The 16,627-nt window shown below is 74.0% G+C and carries 15 protein-coding genes; 10 read left to right on the top strand and 5 right to left on the bottom strand.

What is annotated here, in order from left to right; translation table 11 throughout:
* Positions 1-372 precede the first annotated feature (372 nt).
* From C2142_RS29460 to C2142_RS29445, 4 genes are all read left to right on the top strand, one after another.
* Positions 373-1,566 (top strand): hypothetical protein, encoded by a 1,194-nt coding sequence (locus tag C2142_RS29460; RefSeq protein WP_162002569.1) that lies wholly within the window; start codon positions 373-375, stop codon positions 1,564-1,566.
* 155 nt (positions 1,567-1,721) lie between these two features.
* Positions 1,722-3,359: an ABC-F family ATP-binding cassette domain-containing protein gene (locus tag C2142_RS29455; protein ID WP_148645747.1), complete on the top strand. Its 1,638-nt coding sequence runs from the start codon at positions 1,722-1,724 to the stop codon at positions 3,357-3,359.
* 155 nt (positions 3,360-3,514) lie between these two features.
* Positions 3,515-4,201 (top strand): nitroreductase family protein, encoded by a 687-nt coding sequence (locus C2142_RS29450; protein ID WP_148645746.1) that lies wholly within the window; start codon positions 3,515-3,517, stop codon positions 4,199-4,201.
* A gap of 75 nt (positions 4,202-4,276) precedes the next feature.
* On the top strand, positions 4,277-4,858 hold the full coding sequence (locus C2142_RS29445) for a GNAT family N-acetyltransferase (RefSeq protein WP_162002568.1): 582 nt from the start codon (positions 4,277-4,279) through the stop codon (positions 4,856-4,858).
* A gap of 62 nt (positions 4,859-4,920) precedes the next feature.
* On the opposite strand, the gene C2142_RS29440 is transcribed toward C2142_RS29445, so the two are convergent.
* Positions 4,921-5,877 carry an aldo/keto reductase gene (locus C2142_RS29440; protein ID WP_148645744.1) on the bottom strand — a complete coding sequence of 319 codons (957 nt, stop codon included), beginning with the start codon at positions 5,875-5,877 and terminating at the stop codon, positions 4,921-4,923.
* Between the two features lie 64 nt (positions 5,878-5,941).
* Positions 5,942-6,568, bottom strand: a complete 627-nt coding sequence (locus tag C2142_RS29435; protein ID WP_148645743.1) for a GDSL-type esterase/lipase family protein — start codon at positions 6,566-6,568, stop codon at positions 5,942-5,944.
* 626 nt (positions 6,569-7,194) lie between these two features.
* Here C2142_RS29435 and C2142_RS29430 point away from each other — a divergent pair.
* On the top strand, positions 7,195-7,656 hold the full coding sequence (locus C2142_RS29430) for a choice-of-anchor C family protein (RefSeq protein ID WP_148645742.1): 462 nt from the start codon (positions 7,195-7,197) through the stop codon (positions 7,654-7,656).
* 145 nt (positions 7,657-7,801) lie between these two features.
* On the opposite strand, the gene C2142_RS29425 is transcribed toward C2142_RS29430, so the two are convergent.
* A complete protein-coding gene (locus C2142_RS29425; RefSeq protein ID WP_148645741.1) occupies positions 7,802-9,043 on the bottom strand; it encodes a GNAT family N-acetyltransferase in 1,242 nt (413 codons plus the stop codon).
* 366 nt (positions 9,044-9,409) lie between these two features.
* Here C2142_RS29425 and C2142_RS29420 point away from each other — a divergent pair, with 366 nt between their 5' ends.
* The gene (locus C2142_RS29420; RefSeq protein WP_148645740.1) at positions 9,410-10,954 is read left to right on the top strand and encodes a carbohydrate binding domain-containing protein; all 1,545 of its coding nucleotides are present in this window, start codon (positions 9,410-9,412) and stop codon (positions 10,952-10,954) included.
* A 34-nt stretch (positions 10,955-10,988) separates the two neighbouring features.
* Here C2142_RS29420 and C2142_RS29415 read toward each other — a convergent pair whose 3' ends face one another.
* Complete coding sequence (locus C2142_RS29415; protein ID WP_148646002.1) at positions 10,989-11,639, bottom strand: LysE family translocator; 651 nt, start codon at positions 11,637-11,639, stop codon at positions 10,989-10,991.
* Between the two features lie 232 nt (positions 11,640-11,871).
* On the opposite strand from C2142_RS29415, the gene C2142_RS29410 reads away from it, so the two are divergent.
* The 4 genes from C2142_RS29410 to C2142_RS29395 all read left to right on the top strand — a co-directional run bounded on the left by C2142_RS29410 (position 11,872) and on the right by C2142_RS29395 (position 15,888).
* Positions 11,872-13,281, top strand: a complete 1,410-nt coding sequence (locus tag C2142_RS29410; protein ID WP_148645739.1) for an SDR family NAD(P)-dependent oxidoreductase — start codon at positions 11,872-11,874, stop codon at positions 13,279-13,281.
* Between the two features lie 124 nt (positions 13,282-13,405).
* On the top strand, positions 13,406-14,320 hold the full coding sequence (locus C2142_RS29405; protein ID WP_241002845.1) for a phosphatidylinositol-specific phospholipase C: 915 nt from the start codon (positions 13,406-13,408) through the stop codon (positions 14,318-14,320).
* Positions 14,321-14,359: 39 nt separating this feature from the next.
* Complete coding sequence (locus C2142_RS29400; protein ID WP_148645738.1) at positions 14,360-15,097, top strand: MBL fold metallo-hydrolase; 738 nt, start codon at positions 14,360-14,362, stop codon at positions 15,095-15,097.
* A 137-nt stretch (positions 15,098-15,234) separates the two neighbouring features.
* Complete coding sequence (locus tag C2142_RS29395) at positions 15,235-15,888, top strand: hypothetical protein (RefSeq protein WP_153882829.1); 654 nt, start codon at positions 15,235-15,237, stop codon at positions 15,886-15,888.
* A gap of 219 nt (positions 15,889-16,107) precedes the next feature.
* Here C2142_RS29395 and C2142_RS29390 read toward each other — a convergent pair whose 3' ends face one another.
* Positions 16,108-16,620, bottom strand: coding sequence for a hypothetical protein (locus C2142_RS29390; protein WP_148645737.1), 513 nt, complete (start codon positions 16,618-16,620; stop codon positions 16,108-16,110).
* Positions 16,621-16,627 lie beyond the last annotated feature (7 nt).

Here is a 16,627-nt window from a genome sequence, read left to right as displayed (position 1 = left end):
ACGGACCGCGGGCAGCGGGACTGCATCGGCAGGGCTGCATCGACGAGCGCCGACGGAACTGCGTCGGGGAGGCTGCGTCGACGGGCTGCATCGGCAGGCTGCATCGCGGCGGGGGCGGTGTCTCGGGACCTCAGTAGAGCAACGGCCTTCTCCTGTTCTGACGGGTGGCACGGATGACGCTACGGAGGCCCGAAGGCACCTGCAACCGATTTTTTTCCGTGCCGATCACGTGCCGATCCGGTGACAGCCGCGTCCCGGTCAGGGGCGGATGTAAGGACGCCTTTATCCGCATGGCAGACTCCTCACCTGCCGTACGAGTGTCCCGGGCGTCCCCGGAACGTACGGCGTCCATCCACAGGGGGAATTGAACTGATGTCACACATATCCCGGACGACTCGTGCTGCACTGGGCGCCTCCGTGGTCGCACTGACGATGGTGGTCGCGACGGCGTGTGGGCCGGACAACAGCGACACGACCGGGGCCGAGACCGCGGCGCCCACCACCGCGGCCACCAGCACGGACAAGCCGGGCGCGGCGCCGATCAAGCTGCCCAGCCTCGACGAGCTGAAGAAGTGGAAGTACGACGACTGGGAGAAGTTCGCCCAGCAGAACGTGATCACCCCGGCCGTGAAGGGCTACTGGGACCTCCAGAAGATCCTGAAGGCCAAGCCGTCCAAGCCCGGCCAGCCGAACCCGCAGCCGACGACGGCACCCACCGCCCAGCCGACCGGGGCGGCCTCGGGCCAGCCCACCTCCCAGCCGGACGGCGGCAACGACCCGCTGCCGAAGCTGGTCGAGGAGAAGCCCGTCCCGCACCCGTTCGCCAAGAACTTCCACGTGAACGGCAAGCTGTTCTTCCAGGACGGCAACCAGGAGTACGTCTGCTCCGGCACCGTCGTCCCCGACCCGGCCAACCCCGGCAAGAGCAACCTGGTGTGGACCGCCAGCCACTGCCTGCACGGCGGCAAGGGCGGCAAGTCGCACACCAACATCACCTTCGCCCCGGCGTTCAACAGCACCGGCGCGGTGAGCGGCGGCAAGCAGGGCTCGCTGGCTCAGGCCGAGCCGTACGGCGAGTGGGGCGCGGTCGCCGGCATCGTCTCCCCGACCTGGTCGAGCGAGGCCGACCCGGAGTACGGCGGCGCGTGGAGCCAGTACGACTTCGGCATCATCCGGGTGGCCAACCCGGACGGCAGCAACAAGTCGCTGGAGGAGGTCGTCGGCGGTTCGGTGCCGGTCTGGTTCAACGCCCCGCGCGAGCAGATCACCGCGGTCAGCAGCTACGGCTACCCGGCCGGCAAGCCCTTCGACGGCATGGAGCTGGAGCACTGCGACAGCGGCAAGCCGGTCCGCCACACGATCGACCCGAGCCGCCCGGCGATGCTGACCATCGGCTGCAACGGCACCGGCGGCGACAGCGGCGGCGGCTGGTTCGCCACCAAGGACGGCAAGCAGGTCCTGGTGTCGGACACCTCCATCGGCGGCAACGACAACACCTGGGAGGCCGGCCCGTACCTGGACGACGTCGCCCAGCACGCGCTGGAGTACATCTCCAAGAAGAAGTGACCCAGGGCACGTCCTGAGCTGCCCGCGTCCGGGGGCAGCCCGCGTCCCGGACGCGCGCCGCCCCCGGACGACCCGTGTTCCGGGCCGCCGGGGCCCGCGGCCTTCCCGCCGCGGGCCCCGGCGCGTTCCCCGGCTCTTCTAGAATCGGGGACATCATGAGCGCCACACTCGTAGTCAAGGACCTCAGCGCCGGCCACGGCGACCGCACCCTCTTCTCCGGCCTGGACCTGGTCGTCGCCCCCGGGGACGTGATCGGGCTGGTCGGCGTGAACGGCGCCGGCAAGTCGACGCTGCTGCGGCTGCTGGCCGGGCTGGACACCCCCGAGGGCGGGTCGCTGCGGCTCAGCCCGGCGTCCGCCAACGTCGGCCACCTGCCGCAGGAGCCGGAGCGGCGGGAGGGCGAGTCGGTCCGGGACTTCCTGGCCCGGCGCACGGGCGTCGCGGCGGCGCAGGCCGCGCTGGACGAGGCCACCGAGGGCCTGGTCGAGAGCCGCCCCGGCGCCGACGACGCGTACGCGACCAGCCTGGACCGCTGGCTGGACCTCGGCGGCGCCGACCTGGAGGAGCGGGCCGAGGAGGTCGCCGACTCGCTCGGGCTCAAGGTCTCGCTCGACCTGCCGATGACGGCGCTCTCCGGCGGCCAGGCCGCCCGGGCGGGCCTGGCGTCGCTGCTGCTCTCCCGCTACGACGTCTTCCTCCTCGACGAGCCCACCAACGACCTCGACCTGGACGGCCTGGAGCGGCTGGAGTCCTTCGTCAAGGGCCTGCGCGCGGGCACCGTGCTGATCAGCCACGACCGCGAGTTCCTGGCCCGCACCGTCACCAAGGTGCTGGAGCTGGACCTCGCCCAGCAGCAGGTCAACCTGTACGGCGGCGGCTACGAGGCCTACCTGGAGGAGCGCGCGACGGCCCGCCGGCACGCCCGCGAGGAGTTCGAGGAGTACGCCGACACCAAGGCGGGCCTGGAGGCCCGGGCCCGGATGCAGCGCGGCTGGATGGAGAACGGCGTGCGCAACGCGCGCCGCAAGGCCGGCGACAACGACAAGATCGGGCGCAACATGCGCTCCGAGTCCACCGAGAAGCAGGCCGCCAAGGCCCGGCAGACCCAGCGGATGATCGAGCGCCTCGACGTGGTCGAGGAACCCCGCAAGGAGTGGGAGCTGCGGATGGAGATCGCCACCGCGCCGCGCTCCGGCTCGGTGGTCGCCACCCTGCGTGCGGCGACCGCCCGCCGCGGCGGCTTCGCCCTCGGCCCGGTGGACCTGCAGATCGACTGGGCCGACCGGGTCGCCATCACCGGCGCCAACGGCGCGGGCAAGTCGACCCTGCTGGCCGCGCTGCTCGGCCGGCTCGAACTCGACGGCGGCAGCGCCGTGCTGGGCTCGGGCGTGGTGGTCGGCGAGGTGGACCAGGCGCGCGGGCTGTTCCTCGGCGGCGAACCGCTGGCGGAGGCGTTCGCCGCCGCCGTACCGGAGCTCACGCCGGAGGAGGTGCGCACGCTGCTGGCCAAGTTCGGCCTGAAGGCGGCCCACGTGCTGCGCGCGGCCGACACCCTCTCCCCCGGCGAGCGCACCCGGGCGGCGCTGGCGCTGCTCCAGGCCCGCGGGGTCAACCTGCTGGTGCTGGACGAGCCCACCAACCACCTGGACCTGCCCGCCATCGAGCAGCTGGAGTCCGCACTCGCCTCCTACACCGGCACGCTGCTGCTGGTCACGCACGACCGGCGGATGCTGGACACGGTCGCGGTGAACCGGCGGATCGAGGTCAGGGACGGGCGCGTCCACGAGAGCTGAGCCCGGACGGGCCCGGCGAGGGCCCGGTGTTTCCGGCGAGGGCCCGGTGCGGGCCCGGCGTTTCCGGCGAGGGCCCGGCGTTTCCGGTGCGGCCGGGGAAGTGGTCTGGACCTTACCTCTTCCCCGGCCGCCCGCCATGTGCTGTGCTGTCGGCCATGGTTGACAGTGCAGTTGACGACACCGCGGCCGGGACGCCCCACCCCACCGTCCCGCTGACCCCGATGACCGTGCCCGCCCACGAGGCGGAGGCGCGCAGCCGTTCCTTCCACGACGTGATGGCGCAGCGCCGGACCGTCCGCGACTACTCGACCCGCCCGATCCCGGACGGCGTGGTCGAGTGGGCGGTCCGCACCGCGAACACCGCACCCAGCGGCGCGCACGTCCAGCCGTGGCGGTTCGTGGTGATCACCGACCCGGAGCGCAAGCGGGCCCTGCGCGAGGCCGCCGAGGCGGAGGAACGCGAGTTCTACGCGCACCGGGCCTCCGAGGAGTGGCTGGCCGCGCTGGCCCCGATCGGCACCGACTGGCGCAAGCCCTTCCTGGAGGACGCGCCCGCCGTGATCGTGGTGTTCGAGGTGCACAAGGGCCCGCACTCGCCGCGCCCCTACTACACCAAGGAGTCGGTCGGCATCGCGGTCGGCCTGCTGCTCGCCACCCTGCACCAGGCCGGGCTGGCCACGCTCACCCACACCCCGAGCCCGATGAGGTTCCTCAACGAGGTGTGCGAACGGCCGTCCGAGGAACGGGCCGCGTACGTGATCCCGGTGGGCTACCCCGCGGACGGCGCGCGCGTCCCCGACCTTCGGCGCAAGGAGCTCGACGACGTCCTGGTGCGCCTCTGACGCGCCCCCGGGCTGCGCCCCGTCCCGGCGCGTTCCCGGTGGTGGCAGGTCTGGACCATGGTCATAATCGCGGTCATGAGTCCTGTCATGCCCCGGTCCTGTGAGGTCTCCCCCGGCCGGCCGCCGGAACTGCTGCGGCTGGCCGGCGGCGTCTCGCTGCACCGCCGCTCGACCGACCACGCGGCCGCGCTCAACGCCGCCGTCCGCGCGAACCTGGAGCACCTGCGGCCCTGGCTGGAGTGGGCGGCCGAGGCGCCCAGCCCCGCCCAGACCGCCGAGGTCACCAGAGCCGGGATCGCGGCCTGGGACGCCGGCACCGACTTCATCTACCTGGTCGGCCTGGACGCCCGGCCCGGCAGCGTGATCGGCTCGTTCGGCCTGCACGGCCGGATCGGCCCGGGCGCACTGGAGATCGGCTACTGGGTGGGCGCGGACCACGTCGGCCGGGGCATCGCCACCACCGCCGCCGAGGCGCTCACCGGGGCCGCGCTCGCCCTGCCCGGCGTCGGGCGGGTGGAGATCCACTGCGACCAGGCCAACGCGGCCAGCGCCGCCGTGCCGCGCAAGCTCGGCTACCGGCTCGCCCGGATCGCCGACGCGGCGGTCCGGGCGCCGGGCGAGACGGGGCGGCAGCTGGTCTGGGTCAAGGAGCGGTGAGCCGGGGCGGCCCGCCGGGTGTTCCGACGGCCCGCCCCGGGGACCCGGTACCACCGGGGCGCTCAGTACCGCCCGCCGGTCGGGGCCTGGAGCGCGTCCAGCTCGGCGAGGTCCGCCGCCGGGAGCACCACGTCGGCCGCGCCCGCGTTGTCCACCAGGTACTTCGGCGTCTTCGTGCCCGGGATCGGCAGGACGTAGCGGCCCTGCGCCAGCACCCAGGCCAGCGCCACCTGCGCCGGCGTCGCACCGACCCGCGCGGCGACCTCCTTCACCTTCTCCACCAGTGCCAGGTTGGCCGCCAGCGCGTCCTTCTGGAACCGCGGCAGCGAGCGGCGGAAGTCGTCCGCCGGCAGCTGGTCGGCGGAGGAGATGCTGCCGGTGAGGAAGCCCCGGCCGAGCGGCGAGAACGGCAGGAAGGCGATGCCCTCCGCCTCGGTGTACGGCACCACCTCGGCCAGCGCGTCCCGCGTCCAGAGCGACAGTTCGGACTGCACCGACGCCACCGGGTGCACCGCCTGCGCCCGCTTGATCTCCTCGACGCTCACCTCGGAGAGCCCGATCAGACGCGCCTTTCCGGCCGCGACGACCTCGGCGAACGCACCCCAGGTCTCCTCGATCGGCACCTGCGGGTCCACCCGGTGCAGCTGGTAGAGGTCGACGTGGTCGGTGCCGAGCCGGCGCAGGCTCTCGTCGATCGAGCGCCGCACGTGCTCGGGCCGGCCGTTGTTCTCCACCCGCTTGTCGCCGGTGCCGGCCACCAGGCCGACCTTGGTGGCCAGCACCGCGCGCTCCCGGTACGGGCCGGCCAGCGCGGCGCCGACGACCTCCTCGTTGCTGTACGGGCCGTAGACGTCGGCGGTGTCGATCAGGGTGACGCCGAGGTCCAGCGCCTCCCGGATCACCCGCACCGAGGTCTCGTCGTCGCGGTTCTGCAGGTCGTAGGCCCAGGTCATGCCCATGCAGCCGAGGCCGACCACGCCGACCTCGGGACCCTGCTGACCAAGTGTGGAGGTACGCATCTTCCGGTGCTCCTTCATGTCGCGGATCAACGGCTTCACCCTCTCTCTTCGAGTGCGCTCTAGGTCAAGCCGCCTCCCCGGCGAGCCACTCCCGCCAGCCGCCGGCCAGCACGAGGTCGGCGAGCAACCGGTAGCCGCCCGCCCCCGGGTGGGCGCCGTCGCCGCCGCCCGCCTCGGCGACCCAGACCGGATCCGCGGCGAGCGCGGCCGTCACGTCGACGAACGGCACGCCGCGTGCGGCACAGAGCGCCGCCGTCCCCGCGGCCAGGGTCAGCAGCCGGCCCAGGTGTTCGGCGCCCCAACCGACCACCGGGGGCGGCCCGACCACCAGGACGCCGAGGCCGCGCTCGCGGGCGCCGTCCAGCAGCGCGGCCAGGTTCTCCAGGCAGCGGTCCGGCGCCACCCGAGGCCGGCCATCCTCCAGGGTGGTGTCGTTGGCGCCGACCGAGACCACCAGCCGGTTGTCGGCCCCGGGCAGGGTCCGCGCGTCGGCCTCCGGCCAGATCCGGCGCAGCACGTCGGCCGAGGTGTTGCGCCGGATGCCCAGGTTGAAGGCCGTGAGGTCCTCGGGCGGCCCTGCGGCCGCCGCGGTCGCCTGGAGCACCCGACCGACCCAGCCCCGGAACTCCGGGTCGCCGACGCCCTGGGTGAAGGAGTCCCCGATGAAACAGACGCGCAAGTCCTTGATCATCGGGTCACCGTAGGGAGGCAACCGGCCGCGGCGCGGAGCATTTCACAGGGCGGACGTCCCCCGCCCGGCCGCGGACCGCACGGCCCACCGGGGGCGTACGAAGCGTGGCCGAGACGTGCGGATCGGTCGTGTGCAACGGCGGCCCGGCGGGGCCGTCCGGCACCGGGACGCCCGGGCACCGCCCCGGCACCGCCCCGGCACGGCCCACCGGTGCGGCCCGACGGGCGAAGGACCTGTTCGGACGCCTGGCCGCAGGCGGATTCCCGGTCGGCGGTGAGCGTCGCCGTGCCAAACCGGCGCGTGAAAGCCCACGAATCTCGCCCCGCACCACCAGGCACTGACGCCCCGGCCTAGGCATATGCCACCACGGTTCCCGACCATGAGCGTTGTTGAGCCCGCGTCAGGCCCCTCCGCCGTAAGCACCGCTTGCGCCACTTCCACCGCTTCCACCCGGGAGGTCCCCATGTCGGTCCCGCGCACCCGCACCGCCGCCGTCACCGCCCTGCTCCTCGCCGGCCTCGCCGCGACGGCGGTGCCCGCCCAGGCCGGCCACCACCGCCGACCGCGCGGCGGCCCGGACCCGGGCCCTCAGCCGCTTCGACGACGGCAGCTTCGAAACCCCGAAGGTGGCCGCGAACACCTTCGTCACCCTCGCCGCCGGGCAGACCATCGGCCCGTGGCGGGTCACCGCCGGCTCCGTCGACCTGATCGGCGCCGGGTACTGGCAGGCCGCCGAGGGCGACCAGTCGGTCGACCTGACCGGCACCGGCGCGGGCGCCGTCGCCCAGACCTTCACCACCACGCCGGGCGCCACCTACACCGTGAGCTACTCCATCGCCGGGAACCCCAACAACGGGCCCGTGGTCAAGACCGGGCGGGCGCTTGTCGACGGCCAGGACTTCCAGGACTTCTCCTTCGACACCACCGGCAAGTCCGCCGCCAACATGGGCTACGTGACCCGCCAGTTCACCTTCGTGGCGACCAACGCCTCCACCACGCTGGCGTTCGCCGGCACCACCGCCGGCAACGCCGGCCCGGTGCTCGACAACGTCCAGGTCCAGCAGTGCAAGCCCTGCCCCACCTGCTGACCCGACCCCACACCCCGGCGGGCCGACGGTTCCCCACCGCCGGCCCGCCGGCGTTCCCGGACCCGCGGCTGCGGGCGGCGCACCACGCCACCGCCCGGCGGCCGACCGCGCTGAGGGAATCCGCGCACGGCCGGCGAGCGCCCGGTCAGAACCAGTGGAGGCAGTGCGGGGGGCGTTCGGCGCGGAAGAGGGTGTCGGCGAGGGTGGCGGCGCCGGGGTGGTGGGCGCGGATGTGTCCGGCGCGTACGAGCGTGCTCGGGGTGGTGCCGCCGAGGTAGACCGAGCCGAGGTCGCTGATGTCCAGGGAGAGGTCGGGTTCCCGGTCCGTCGGGGCGCAGTCGGCCTTGCCGTCGCGGACGGTGAGGAGGTAGCGGCCGTGCTCGCCGAGGAACGGGTCGTCGACGTCGAGGACGAGCTCGCCGTCCGTGGACCAGCCGCGCGCGGCGAGCGCACGCGGGACGTCCAGCAGCCGCAGCCAGAGCCAGTCGGTGTCGCCGGTCACCTCGCCGGCGCGGAAGTCCTCGAACTGCCAGCGCAGCGGGTGTCCGGTCGGGGCGTGTTTGAACACGACCTGGGTGACCAGGTCGTGTTCGAGCAGGAAGCGGGCCAGGGCCGTGTGGACGGCGTCGTCGACGGCGATGGTCTCGTCGACGGTCAGGGTCCCGGCCCCGGCCTCGCCGAGCGTGTAGCCGGCGTACCCGTCGGGGACGCCGTCGGCGTCCCGGTGGAGGGCGATGTAGCGCGGTGCGGGGGATATCGGGGGCTGTCCCGCGCCCAGCGCCCACCAGCGGTGCGGCCGGGACAGCGCGCCGGGCTGGGCGCGGCGGTAGCGGTCGTAGACCTCTTCCAGGATCCCGCCGCACTCGGTACGGCGCAGCACCTCGATCGAGCCGGTGTGCGGGCCGGGCGCCGGCGCGCCGGCCGCTGTGCGTGCCCGGGGAAGGGCGGGCGCCGCCCGGTGGCGCGGCACCGTCAGGCGTGCCGTGTAGGTCGCCGGTCCGTAGCCGAACCTGCGGTAGATCAGGGCCTCGGAGGCCAGAAGTACGGAGAGGCACTCCCCGCGGGCCCGCAGTGCGGTGAGCTGGTGCCGCATCATCGCGGTGAGCACGCCCTGGCGCCGGTGCGAGGGCAGGACGCCGACGGCGGTGACCCCGGAGACCGGGACGAGGACCGCACCGGGCAGGGTGAGTTCGAAGGAGTACGCACCGGCGGTGCCGACGGGGCGACCGTCCGCCGTCACGGCCAGCAGGTTGCGCTCCATCTCGTACGCCGACCACCAGACCCCGCCGCCGTCCTCGTTCGGGGTCTCCGGGAAGAGCCCGAACGCGGTGTGGAGCGTGCCGACGAAGACGTCGAGGTCCTGGTCGGTCGTGGGACGGATCTCCATCGCTGCCCTTGCCTCCTCGGGATGCCTGCACCACGGCCGTGGTCCCGCCACAGTGCAGCCCAGGCCCGTCGCCGGGTCAACCGAATAACGGTCGGCCCCGCACACCGCCCCGCACACGGCACACGGCACACGGCACACGGCACACGGCACACCAACGGCCGGAGGACCGACGGCCGGACCCTTAAACCGTTCCTAAAACCTTCCCAGCAGCCGCCTCTGATGTGCCGTAGGTGCTTGACGTGCACAGCTGGTCTAGTCCACGTTGAAGCTGCACCGCGCAGCTCCCCGCACCGGACCACACCCCCGCCCGCCGCCGCCCGCGCCCCCTCGCGAGGCCGTGGCCGGCCGTCCCGAGAGGCACCCCACATGCCACGCGCGCCCCACGACACCCCCGCGCCCGACACCGCCGCGGCCGGCGCCCCCGCCCGGCAGCGCCGCCCTGCGGGCCGGGTCAAGCTGCTCAGCCTCGCCGCCGCCACCGCACTGGCCGCCGGCGGGCTCGCCACCCTTGCCGGGAGCGCCGGCGCGGCCGACGGCAACCTGCTCGCCAACGCCGGCTTCGAGAGCGGCTCGCCCGCCCCGTGGAGCTGTTCCGGCGGCACCGGCTCGGTCGTCAACTCGGGTGCGCACAGCGGCTCCTACGCGCTGAAGGGTGCCGCCGGCAGCAGCGACACCGCGCAGTGCGGCCAGAGCGTCGCCGTGCAGCCCAACACCAAGTACACGCTGAGCGCCTGGGTCCAGGGCCAGTACGTCTACCTCGGCGCCACCGGCAGCGGGGTCACCGACCCGGCCGTCTGGACGCCCGGCGGCGCCGCCTGGCAGCAGCTCTCCACCACCTTCACGACCGGCCCGGCCACCACCAGCGTCACCGTCTACCTGCACGGCTGGTACGGGCAGGGCGCCTACCTGGCCGACGACGTCACGCTCACCGGTCCCGGCGGCAACCCGTCCACCCCGCCGCCGACTTCGGGCACGCCGACGCCCACCGGCACACCCACCGGCACGGGGACGCCCACCACCCCGCCGCCGAACGTCGCCGTCCCGGTGGCCCCGTACATCGACATGGGCGCGTGGCCCACGCCGTCCCTGCCCGCGATGGCCACGGCCGGCAACCTGAAGTCCTTCACCATGGGCTTCGTCACCGGCGTCGGCTGCAAGGCCAGCTGGTTCAACGCCTATGACCCGCGCACCGGTTGGGCCAAGGACCAGGTGGCCGCACTGCGGGCGGCCGGGGGCGACGTCAAGGTCTCCTTCGGCGGCGCCAGCGGCACCGAACTCGCCGCCGCCTGCACCACGGTGGACTCGCTGTTCGCCGAGTACGACGCCGTGGTCAAGGCGTACAACCTGCGCTACGTCGACTTCGACATCGAGGGCGCGGCGATCGCCGACACCGCCGCCAACGACCGCCGCTCGGCCGCGCTCGCCAAGCTGCAGAAGGCCAACCCGGGCCTGAAGGTCTCGTTCACGCTGCCGGTGCTGCCCGAGGGCCTGACCACCGAGGGCGTCGCGATCGTGAAGTCCGCCCGGGACGCCGGCGTGACCGTCGACCTGGTGAACATCATGGCGATGGACTACTACCGCAGCGGCGCCGACTACGGCGACGCGGCGGTCGAGGCGGCGCAGTCGCTGTACGGCCAGCTCAGGACGCTCTACCCGGCGAAGAGCGACGCGCAGCTCTGGGCCACGGTCGGCGTCACGCCGATGATCGGCGAGAACGACGACCACCAGGTCTACAACCAGGCGGACGCCCAGCAGCTGGTCGCCTTCGCCAAGCAGCACCACCTCGGCGAGCTGGCCTTCTGGGACGCCACCCGGGACGCCAACGCCTGCACCGGGGCGCTGTTCAAGTGCACCAACATCCCGCAGCAGCCGTACGAGTTCGCGAAGATCTTCGCCCAGTACGGCGGCTGAGCCGCGGTACCGGCGGCCCCCGCCCGTCGAAGGGTCAGGGGGCCGCCAGCACCGCCCGCGAGCGGTCGGCCGCGATCCGCACCGCGAAGCCCGCCAACGCGGTGCCCATCAGGTAGCGGTGCACCCGCTGCCAGAGCGGACGGCGGGCGAAGAACGAGGACACCGAACCGGCCGTCAGCACGAACATCGCGTTGCCGGCGACGCCGACCGCGATCTGCGTCAGGCCCAGCAGCAGGCTCTGCACCGCAACATGACCGCGCTCGGGCCTCACGAACTGCGGCAGCAGCGAGACGTAGAGGATCGCGATCTTGGGGTTCAGCAGGCAGGTCAGCAGGCCCATGCCGAAAAGCCGGCCCGGCCGGTCGGCGGCCAGCGCCTCCGGCGCGAAGGCCGAACTGCCGCCCGGACGGACGGCCTTCCACGCCAGCCAGAGCAGGTAGCCGGCGCCGGCGAACTTCATCGCCAGGTAGATCTCCGGCACCAGTGCGAACACCGTCGCGATGCCGGCCGTCGCCGCGAACAGGTAGACCAGGAAGCCGACGACGACGCCCGCCAGCGAGATCAGCCCGGCCCGGCGGCCCTGGGCGACCGAGCGCGAGACCAGGTAGATCATGTTCGGCCCCGGGGTCAGCACCATCCCCGTGGACACCATCGCGATGCCGGCCACCGCGCTGAGACTCACCATCATGCTCTCCCCGTTCCCCGTTCTGGCCGCGGCACGTCACTCCGCGATCAAGGCCCTCATCCTACGAATAATGTGATCACACTCCTGTGGCGCGGCCGGTACAGTCCTCCCCACCGCCCGGGCGTCGCACAGAGGCAGGCGCGCCGCCCCGCTCGGGCGGACACGCCGGTTCGCGTCCGGCGGGGCCACCGAGCCGCCACAGCACGGCGCAGCACAGCACAGGGGGACGGACATGGCGCTCCGGAGCGACGGGAACCCATCGGCCGACGTGGTCACCACAGAGGAACTGGCCGCCTTCAGCCGCACGCTCGGACGCCTGCGCTCCCTCCCCGCCGGCGACCGCGTCCGGCTGCACGCCGAACGGCAGTTGGAGTCCTTCGTCCGCGAGAGCCGCAAGCGCCGCCGCCAGAGCGCCAAGGACGAGGCCCGGCAGACCGACGCCGAGCTGATCGCCGCCACCGCCACCGGGGCCCGCGACCGGCGCGAGGACGCGCCGCTGGTCGGGCGCCCGGCCGGCGCCCCGCTCGGCGAACTCCGGCTCGGCCGCCGGTGCTACGTCTGCAAACAGCCCTACCGCCAGGTGGACGCCTTCTACCACTCGCTCTGCCCGGTCTGCGCCGCCGACAACACCGCCCGCCGCGCCCTCACCACCGACCTGCGCGGACGCCGTGCGCTGCTCACCGGCGGCCGGGTCAAGATCGGCTTCCAGCTCGCCCTGATGATGCTGCGCGACGGCGCCGAACTGATCGTCACCAGCCGGTTCCCGCACGACACCGTCCGCCGGTTCCGCGCCGCACCGGGCTCCGCCGACTGGTGGAGCCGCCTCACGGTGGTCGGCATCGACCTGCGCGACCCGCGCCAGGTGCTCGGCCTCACCGATCATCTGCGGGCCGACGGGCGCCCGTTGGACATCCTGGTCAACAACGCCGCGCAGACCCTGCGCCGCCCGCCCGGGTCGTACGCGCTGCTGGCCGCCGGCGAGCGGTCCGCCCTGCCGGCCGCCTCGGCCGCCGCGGTGACGCACGCACCCGGGTTCCGGCCGATGCCGGTCCTCGCCCCGGCCTGGCCGGCCGCCGAACTCGACGCCTCACCGGCCGCGTTGACGGCCGAGGTGTTGCCCGACACCGCCGACGAGGCCGGGCTGCTGCCCGACCTCGCTCCCGCCAACTCCTGGTCCGTCCGGCTCGGCCGCCTCGACCCCGGCGAGGTGCTGGAGACCCAGCTGGTCAACGCCCTCGCCCCTGCCCTGCTCTGCGACCGGCTGCTCCCGCTGCTGCTGGCCTCCCCCAACCCGCGCCGCTACATCGTCAACGTCACCGCGGTGGAGGGCCGGTTCACCGTCCGCAACAAGACCGCCGGCCACCCGCACACCAACATGGCCAAGGCCGCTCTCAACATGCTCACCCGCACCAGCGCCGAGGAACTCGCCGTCCAGGGCGTCCACATGTGCGCCGTCGACACCGGCTGGATCACCGACGAGAACCCGGCCCCCAAGAAGGCCCGCCTCTGCGCCGACGGCTTCCGGACCCCGCTCGACATCGTCGACGGCGCCGCCCGCGTCTACGACCCGATCGTCCGCGGCGAGGCCGGCGCACCGGTGTCGGGTGTCTTCCTCAAGGACTACCGCGAGGCGGCCTGGTGAGCCCCGCACCTCACATGCGGCCCTGCTGACCGCACCCCCGGGCAGAGCGGGCCGACGTCCCAACAATGGGCATGTCATAAGCTCCTCCCGTCCCACTCTTCACACCCAACGGGGGTACCGAACCATGTCCTTGAACACCCGTACGCCGATAAGCAGGCGCACCCTCGGCCGCACCGCCCTGCTGGGCGCCCTCGCCGCCGCCGGGCTGGGCACGGGCATGCCGCACGCCTCGGCGGCCACCGTCCCGGCCGGGTCGGACTGGATGGGCGCCGTCGACCCGCAGACCTCCCTCGCGCGGCTCACCCTCCCCGGCACGCACGACTCCTGCTCGCTCCACGGAGGAGGGCTGGCGCAGACTCAGACGCTCTCACTGCCCGACCAGTTGGCCATAGGCGTCCGCTTCCTCGACATCCGGTGCCGCGCCATCGACGGCGTCTTCGCGATCCACCACGGGCCGGTCTTCCAGAAGATCTTCTTCGGTGACGTCCTCAACCAGTGCCAGGCCTTCCTCGCCGCACACCCCGGCGAGACCCTGGTGATGCGGGTCAAGCAGGAGTACTCCACCGTCTCCGACGCCGAGTTCGGCGCCCTCTTCGCCGACTACCTGCGCCGCTGGCCGGGCCTGCTCCGGACCGAGGACGGGATCCCGCGCCTGGGCGAGGTCCGCGGCCGGATCGTCCTGCTCGCCGACAACTCCGGCCTGCCCGGCCCCCGCTGGGGCGGCCCGCACACCGACATCGAGGACGACTACGAGATCGGCACCATCTTCGACCTCAACTCCCGGAAGTGGCCGGAGGTTTTCGCCCACCTGAACGCCGCCCGCGCCGCCACCGACCCGCAGCGGCTCTTCCTCACCTTCACCTCCTGCACCGGCTGGGGCCTCTGGCCGCGCCAGGCCGCCGACGCCATCGCACCCAAGCTGAGCGGCTACCTCGGAGCCCTCGACCGGTCCGCCCGGCCGGTGCTGGGCACCGTCCCGATGGACTTCGTCACGGCCGGTCCGGTGCGCTCGCTCTACGCGCTGAACTTCGGCGCCTGACCCTCCCGGGCCCGCCCCACGGCGTGAGAGCATCGCCTGGTGCGCAGACTGACGGTGCTGGGAACGTGCGGGGCCTGGCCGGAGGCCGGGCGGGGTGCCAGCGGCTTCCTGCTGGAGTACGACGGGTTCCGCGTCGTACTGGACCTCGGCTACGCGACGCTCCCCCGGCTGCTGGAGCACGCGCCCGCCGGGGACGTCGACGCGGTGGTCATCACCCATGAACACCCCGACCACTGCGCCGACCTCAGCGCCCTCTGCCGCGCCCGCTACTTCGCGCAGCCGCGCGGCCCCCGCGTGCCGTTGTACTGCCCGCCCGGGGTCGTCGGGCGGGTCCAGGCGATGGAGCCGACCGAGGACCTGCACGAGGTCTTCGACGTGCACGAGCTCCCGGGGAACCACCGCGTGGGCCCGTTCGCCCTCGAAGCGGCCCTGCTGCCGCACCACGTCCCGCACGCCGGCGTGCGGTTGGCCGCCCCCGGCCTGACGCTCGCCTACAGCGGCGACGCCGGCCCGGACGAGGCGCTCGCCCGGCTGGCGGCGGACGCGGACCTGTTCATCGCCGGCGCCACCCTCCAGGGCACCGGGCCCGGGAGCGACGACCCCTGTCTGATGAGCGCCGCGACGGCCGGCACCTGGGCGGCCCGGGCCGGCGCCCGGCGGCTGCTGCTCACGCACTTCTGGCCCGGCAGCGACCGCGCGCGCTCAGCCGCCGAGGCCGGGGGCACCTTCACCGGCGAGATCGTCACCGCCGACGAAGGGCTGCTGATCACCCTCTAGGCGGGTCCTCCCCGACGTACTCCCGGCGGGGTGGCAACCGGCCCGCGAGGGGCGTTTCGGCGAACCCCACGTACGCCGGGCCCCCACGTACGCCGGACCCCACGCGCACCAGGCCCCCACGTACGCCGGACTTCTACGTGCACCAGAACAGGAACGGCGTGCAGGTCGGCGTGGGCTTCGGTGTGCTGGTGGCCGAGGGCCGCGGGGTGGTCGTCGGGGCCGTGCTCGGCACCGGCTGGGCCGGCGGGGCGGGCGCCGGTTCCGCGGCGCCGGTGGTCGCCGGGGCCGGCGGCGCGCCGGTCTTGGCGGGGGCGGAGGCCGCCGGTGCGGAGGCCGTGGTCGCGGTGGGGCCGGCCGGGCGGGAGCTGGTGCGTGGGGCGGTCGGCACGGCCCGGGTGCTGGTCGCGGCCGGTGCGGCCGGGGGCGTGGTGGGGGCCTGGGTCGCGCCGCTCTGCGGCTCCGCCGTGGCCGGCCGGCCCGCGCCCGGGGCCGGCGGCGGGGTCTCCTCGCCGTTCGCGGCCAGGGCCGCCACGCCGAGGCCCGCGACGGCCAGGCCCACGACCGACAGCACGAGCACGCCCGGACGCCGGCCGGACCGGCGCGCGGTGCGCCGCTGGGCGGACCGTCCGGCCGGCCGCCCGGACAACGGGGGCGACGGCTCGGCGAGCGCCGGACGCGGTGCGGCCGGGGTGTCCGTGACGCCGGTCGCTGTGCCCCCGGCGCCCGCGGGGGCGCCGCAACCGGGGCAGGCGAGGGCGCCGTTCAGGTGGCGGCGGCAGGGTGCGCAGTAGTCCATGTGATCTTCCCGTGCTGCCGGGGTGGCCGGCACACGCCGGTGGTCGTCGGCCGGCTCCGCGCACGTCGTCGTGCGCATGCGGAGCCTAGGCAGCCCGCCTGTGGGGATTCCACACCTCGCGGTGAGGCTTCTGAAAAGATGCCGTGTCGCCGCGCGCGCCGGGCCCGGACGTGGTGCCTGCGGTCGCCCGGCGCCGGCGCCTCCCCGGCCCGCGTTAGCACCGGTTCTTCAGCCGACCGGCCTTGGCGAGGTTGCGGATCCGGCGGGTGCCTCCGTCCTGGGAGAGGACGGCCAGCGCGCGGGGCGAGGTGGTGGTCTCGGCGACGCGGCGTTGCAACCAGTACGAGGCCGACGTCAGTGCGTCGGCGTCCCACGGGCCGCCGTGCGTGATCGCCGCGGAGAGCGACCACTCCCGGATGCGCTGAAGGATGAAGGGACGCCCCTCGACGGCTTCCGTCATCGCCGTGACCCAGCCGGTGAAGTCCGGGCCGTGCCCCAGGGCCGCGGCCCGCAGGTTCACGTGGTGCACGACGGCGGCCTGCGCCATCACCTGGTCCTCGTCGCGCAGGACGGTGGCGACCAGGTCGAGCTCCCCGTCGGCCGGGACGCTCCGGAAGGCCCGGAGGTAGTACGCGTAGCGAACGTGCTCATCGGCGGAGCAACCGGCCTCGGCTGCGTCTGCCGCCTCGGTTGCGGCCTCGGCCTCCATGGCGGCGTGGCGGGTCATCCGGTCT

This window comes from Streptomyces sp. CB01881 (genome assembly GCF_002953255.1).
In the GTDB taxonomy this organism is placed as follows: domain Bacteria; phylum Actinomycetota; class Actinomycetes; order Streptomycetales; family Streptomycetaceae; genus Kitasatospora.
Note: the sequence above shows the minus strand (reverse complement) of the source record. Positions and strands in the feature narration are given on the sequence as shown.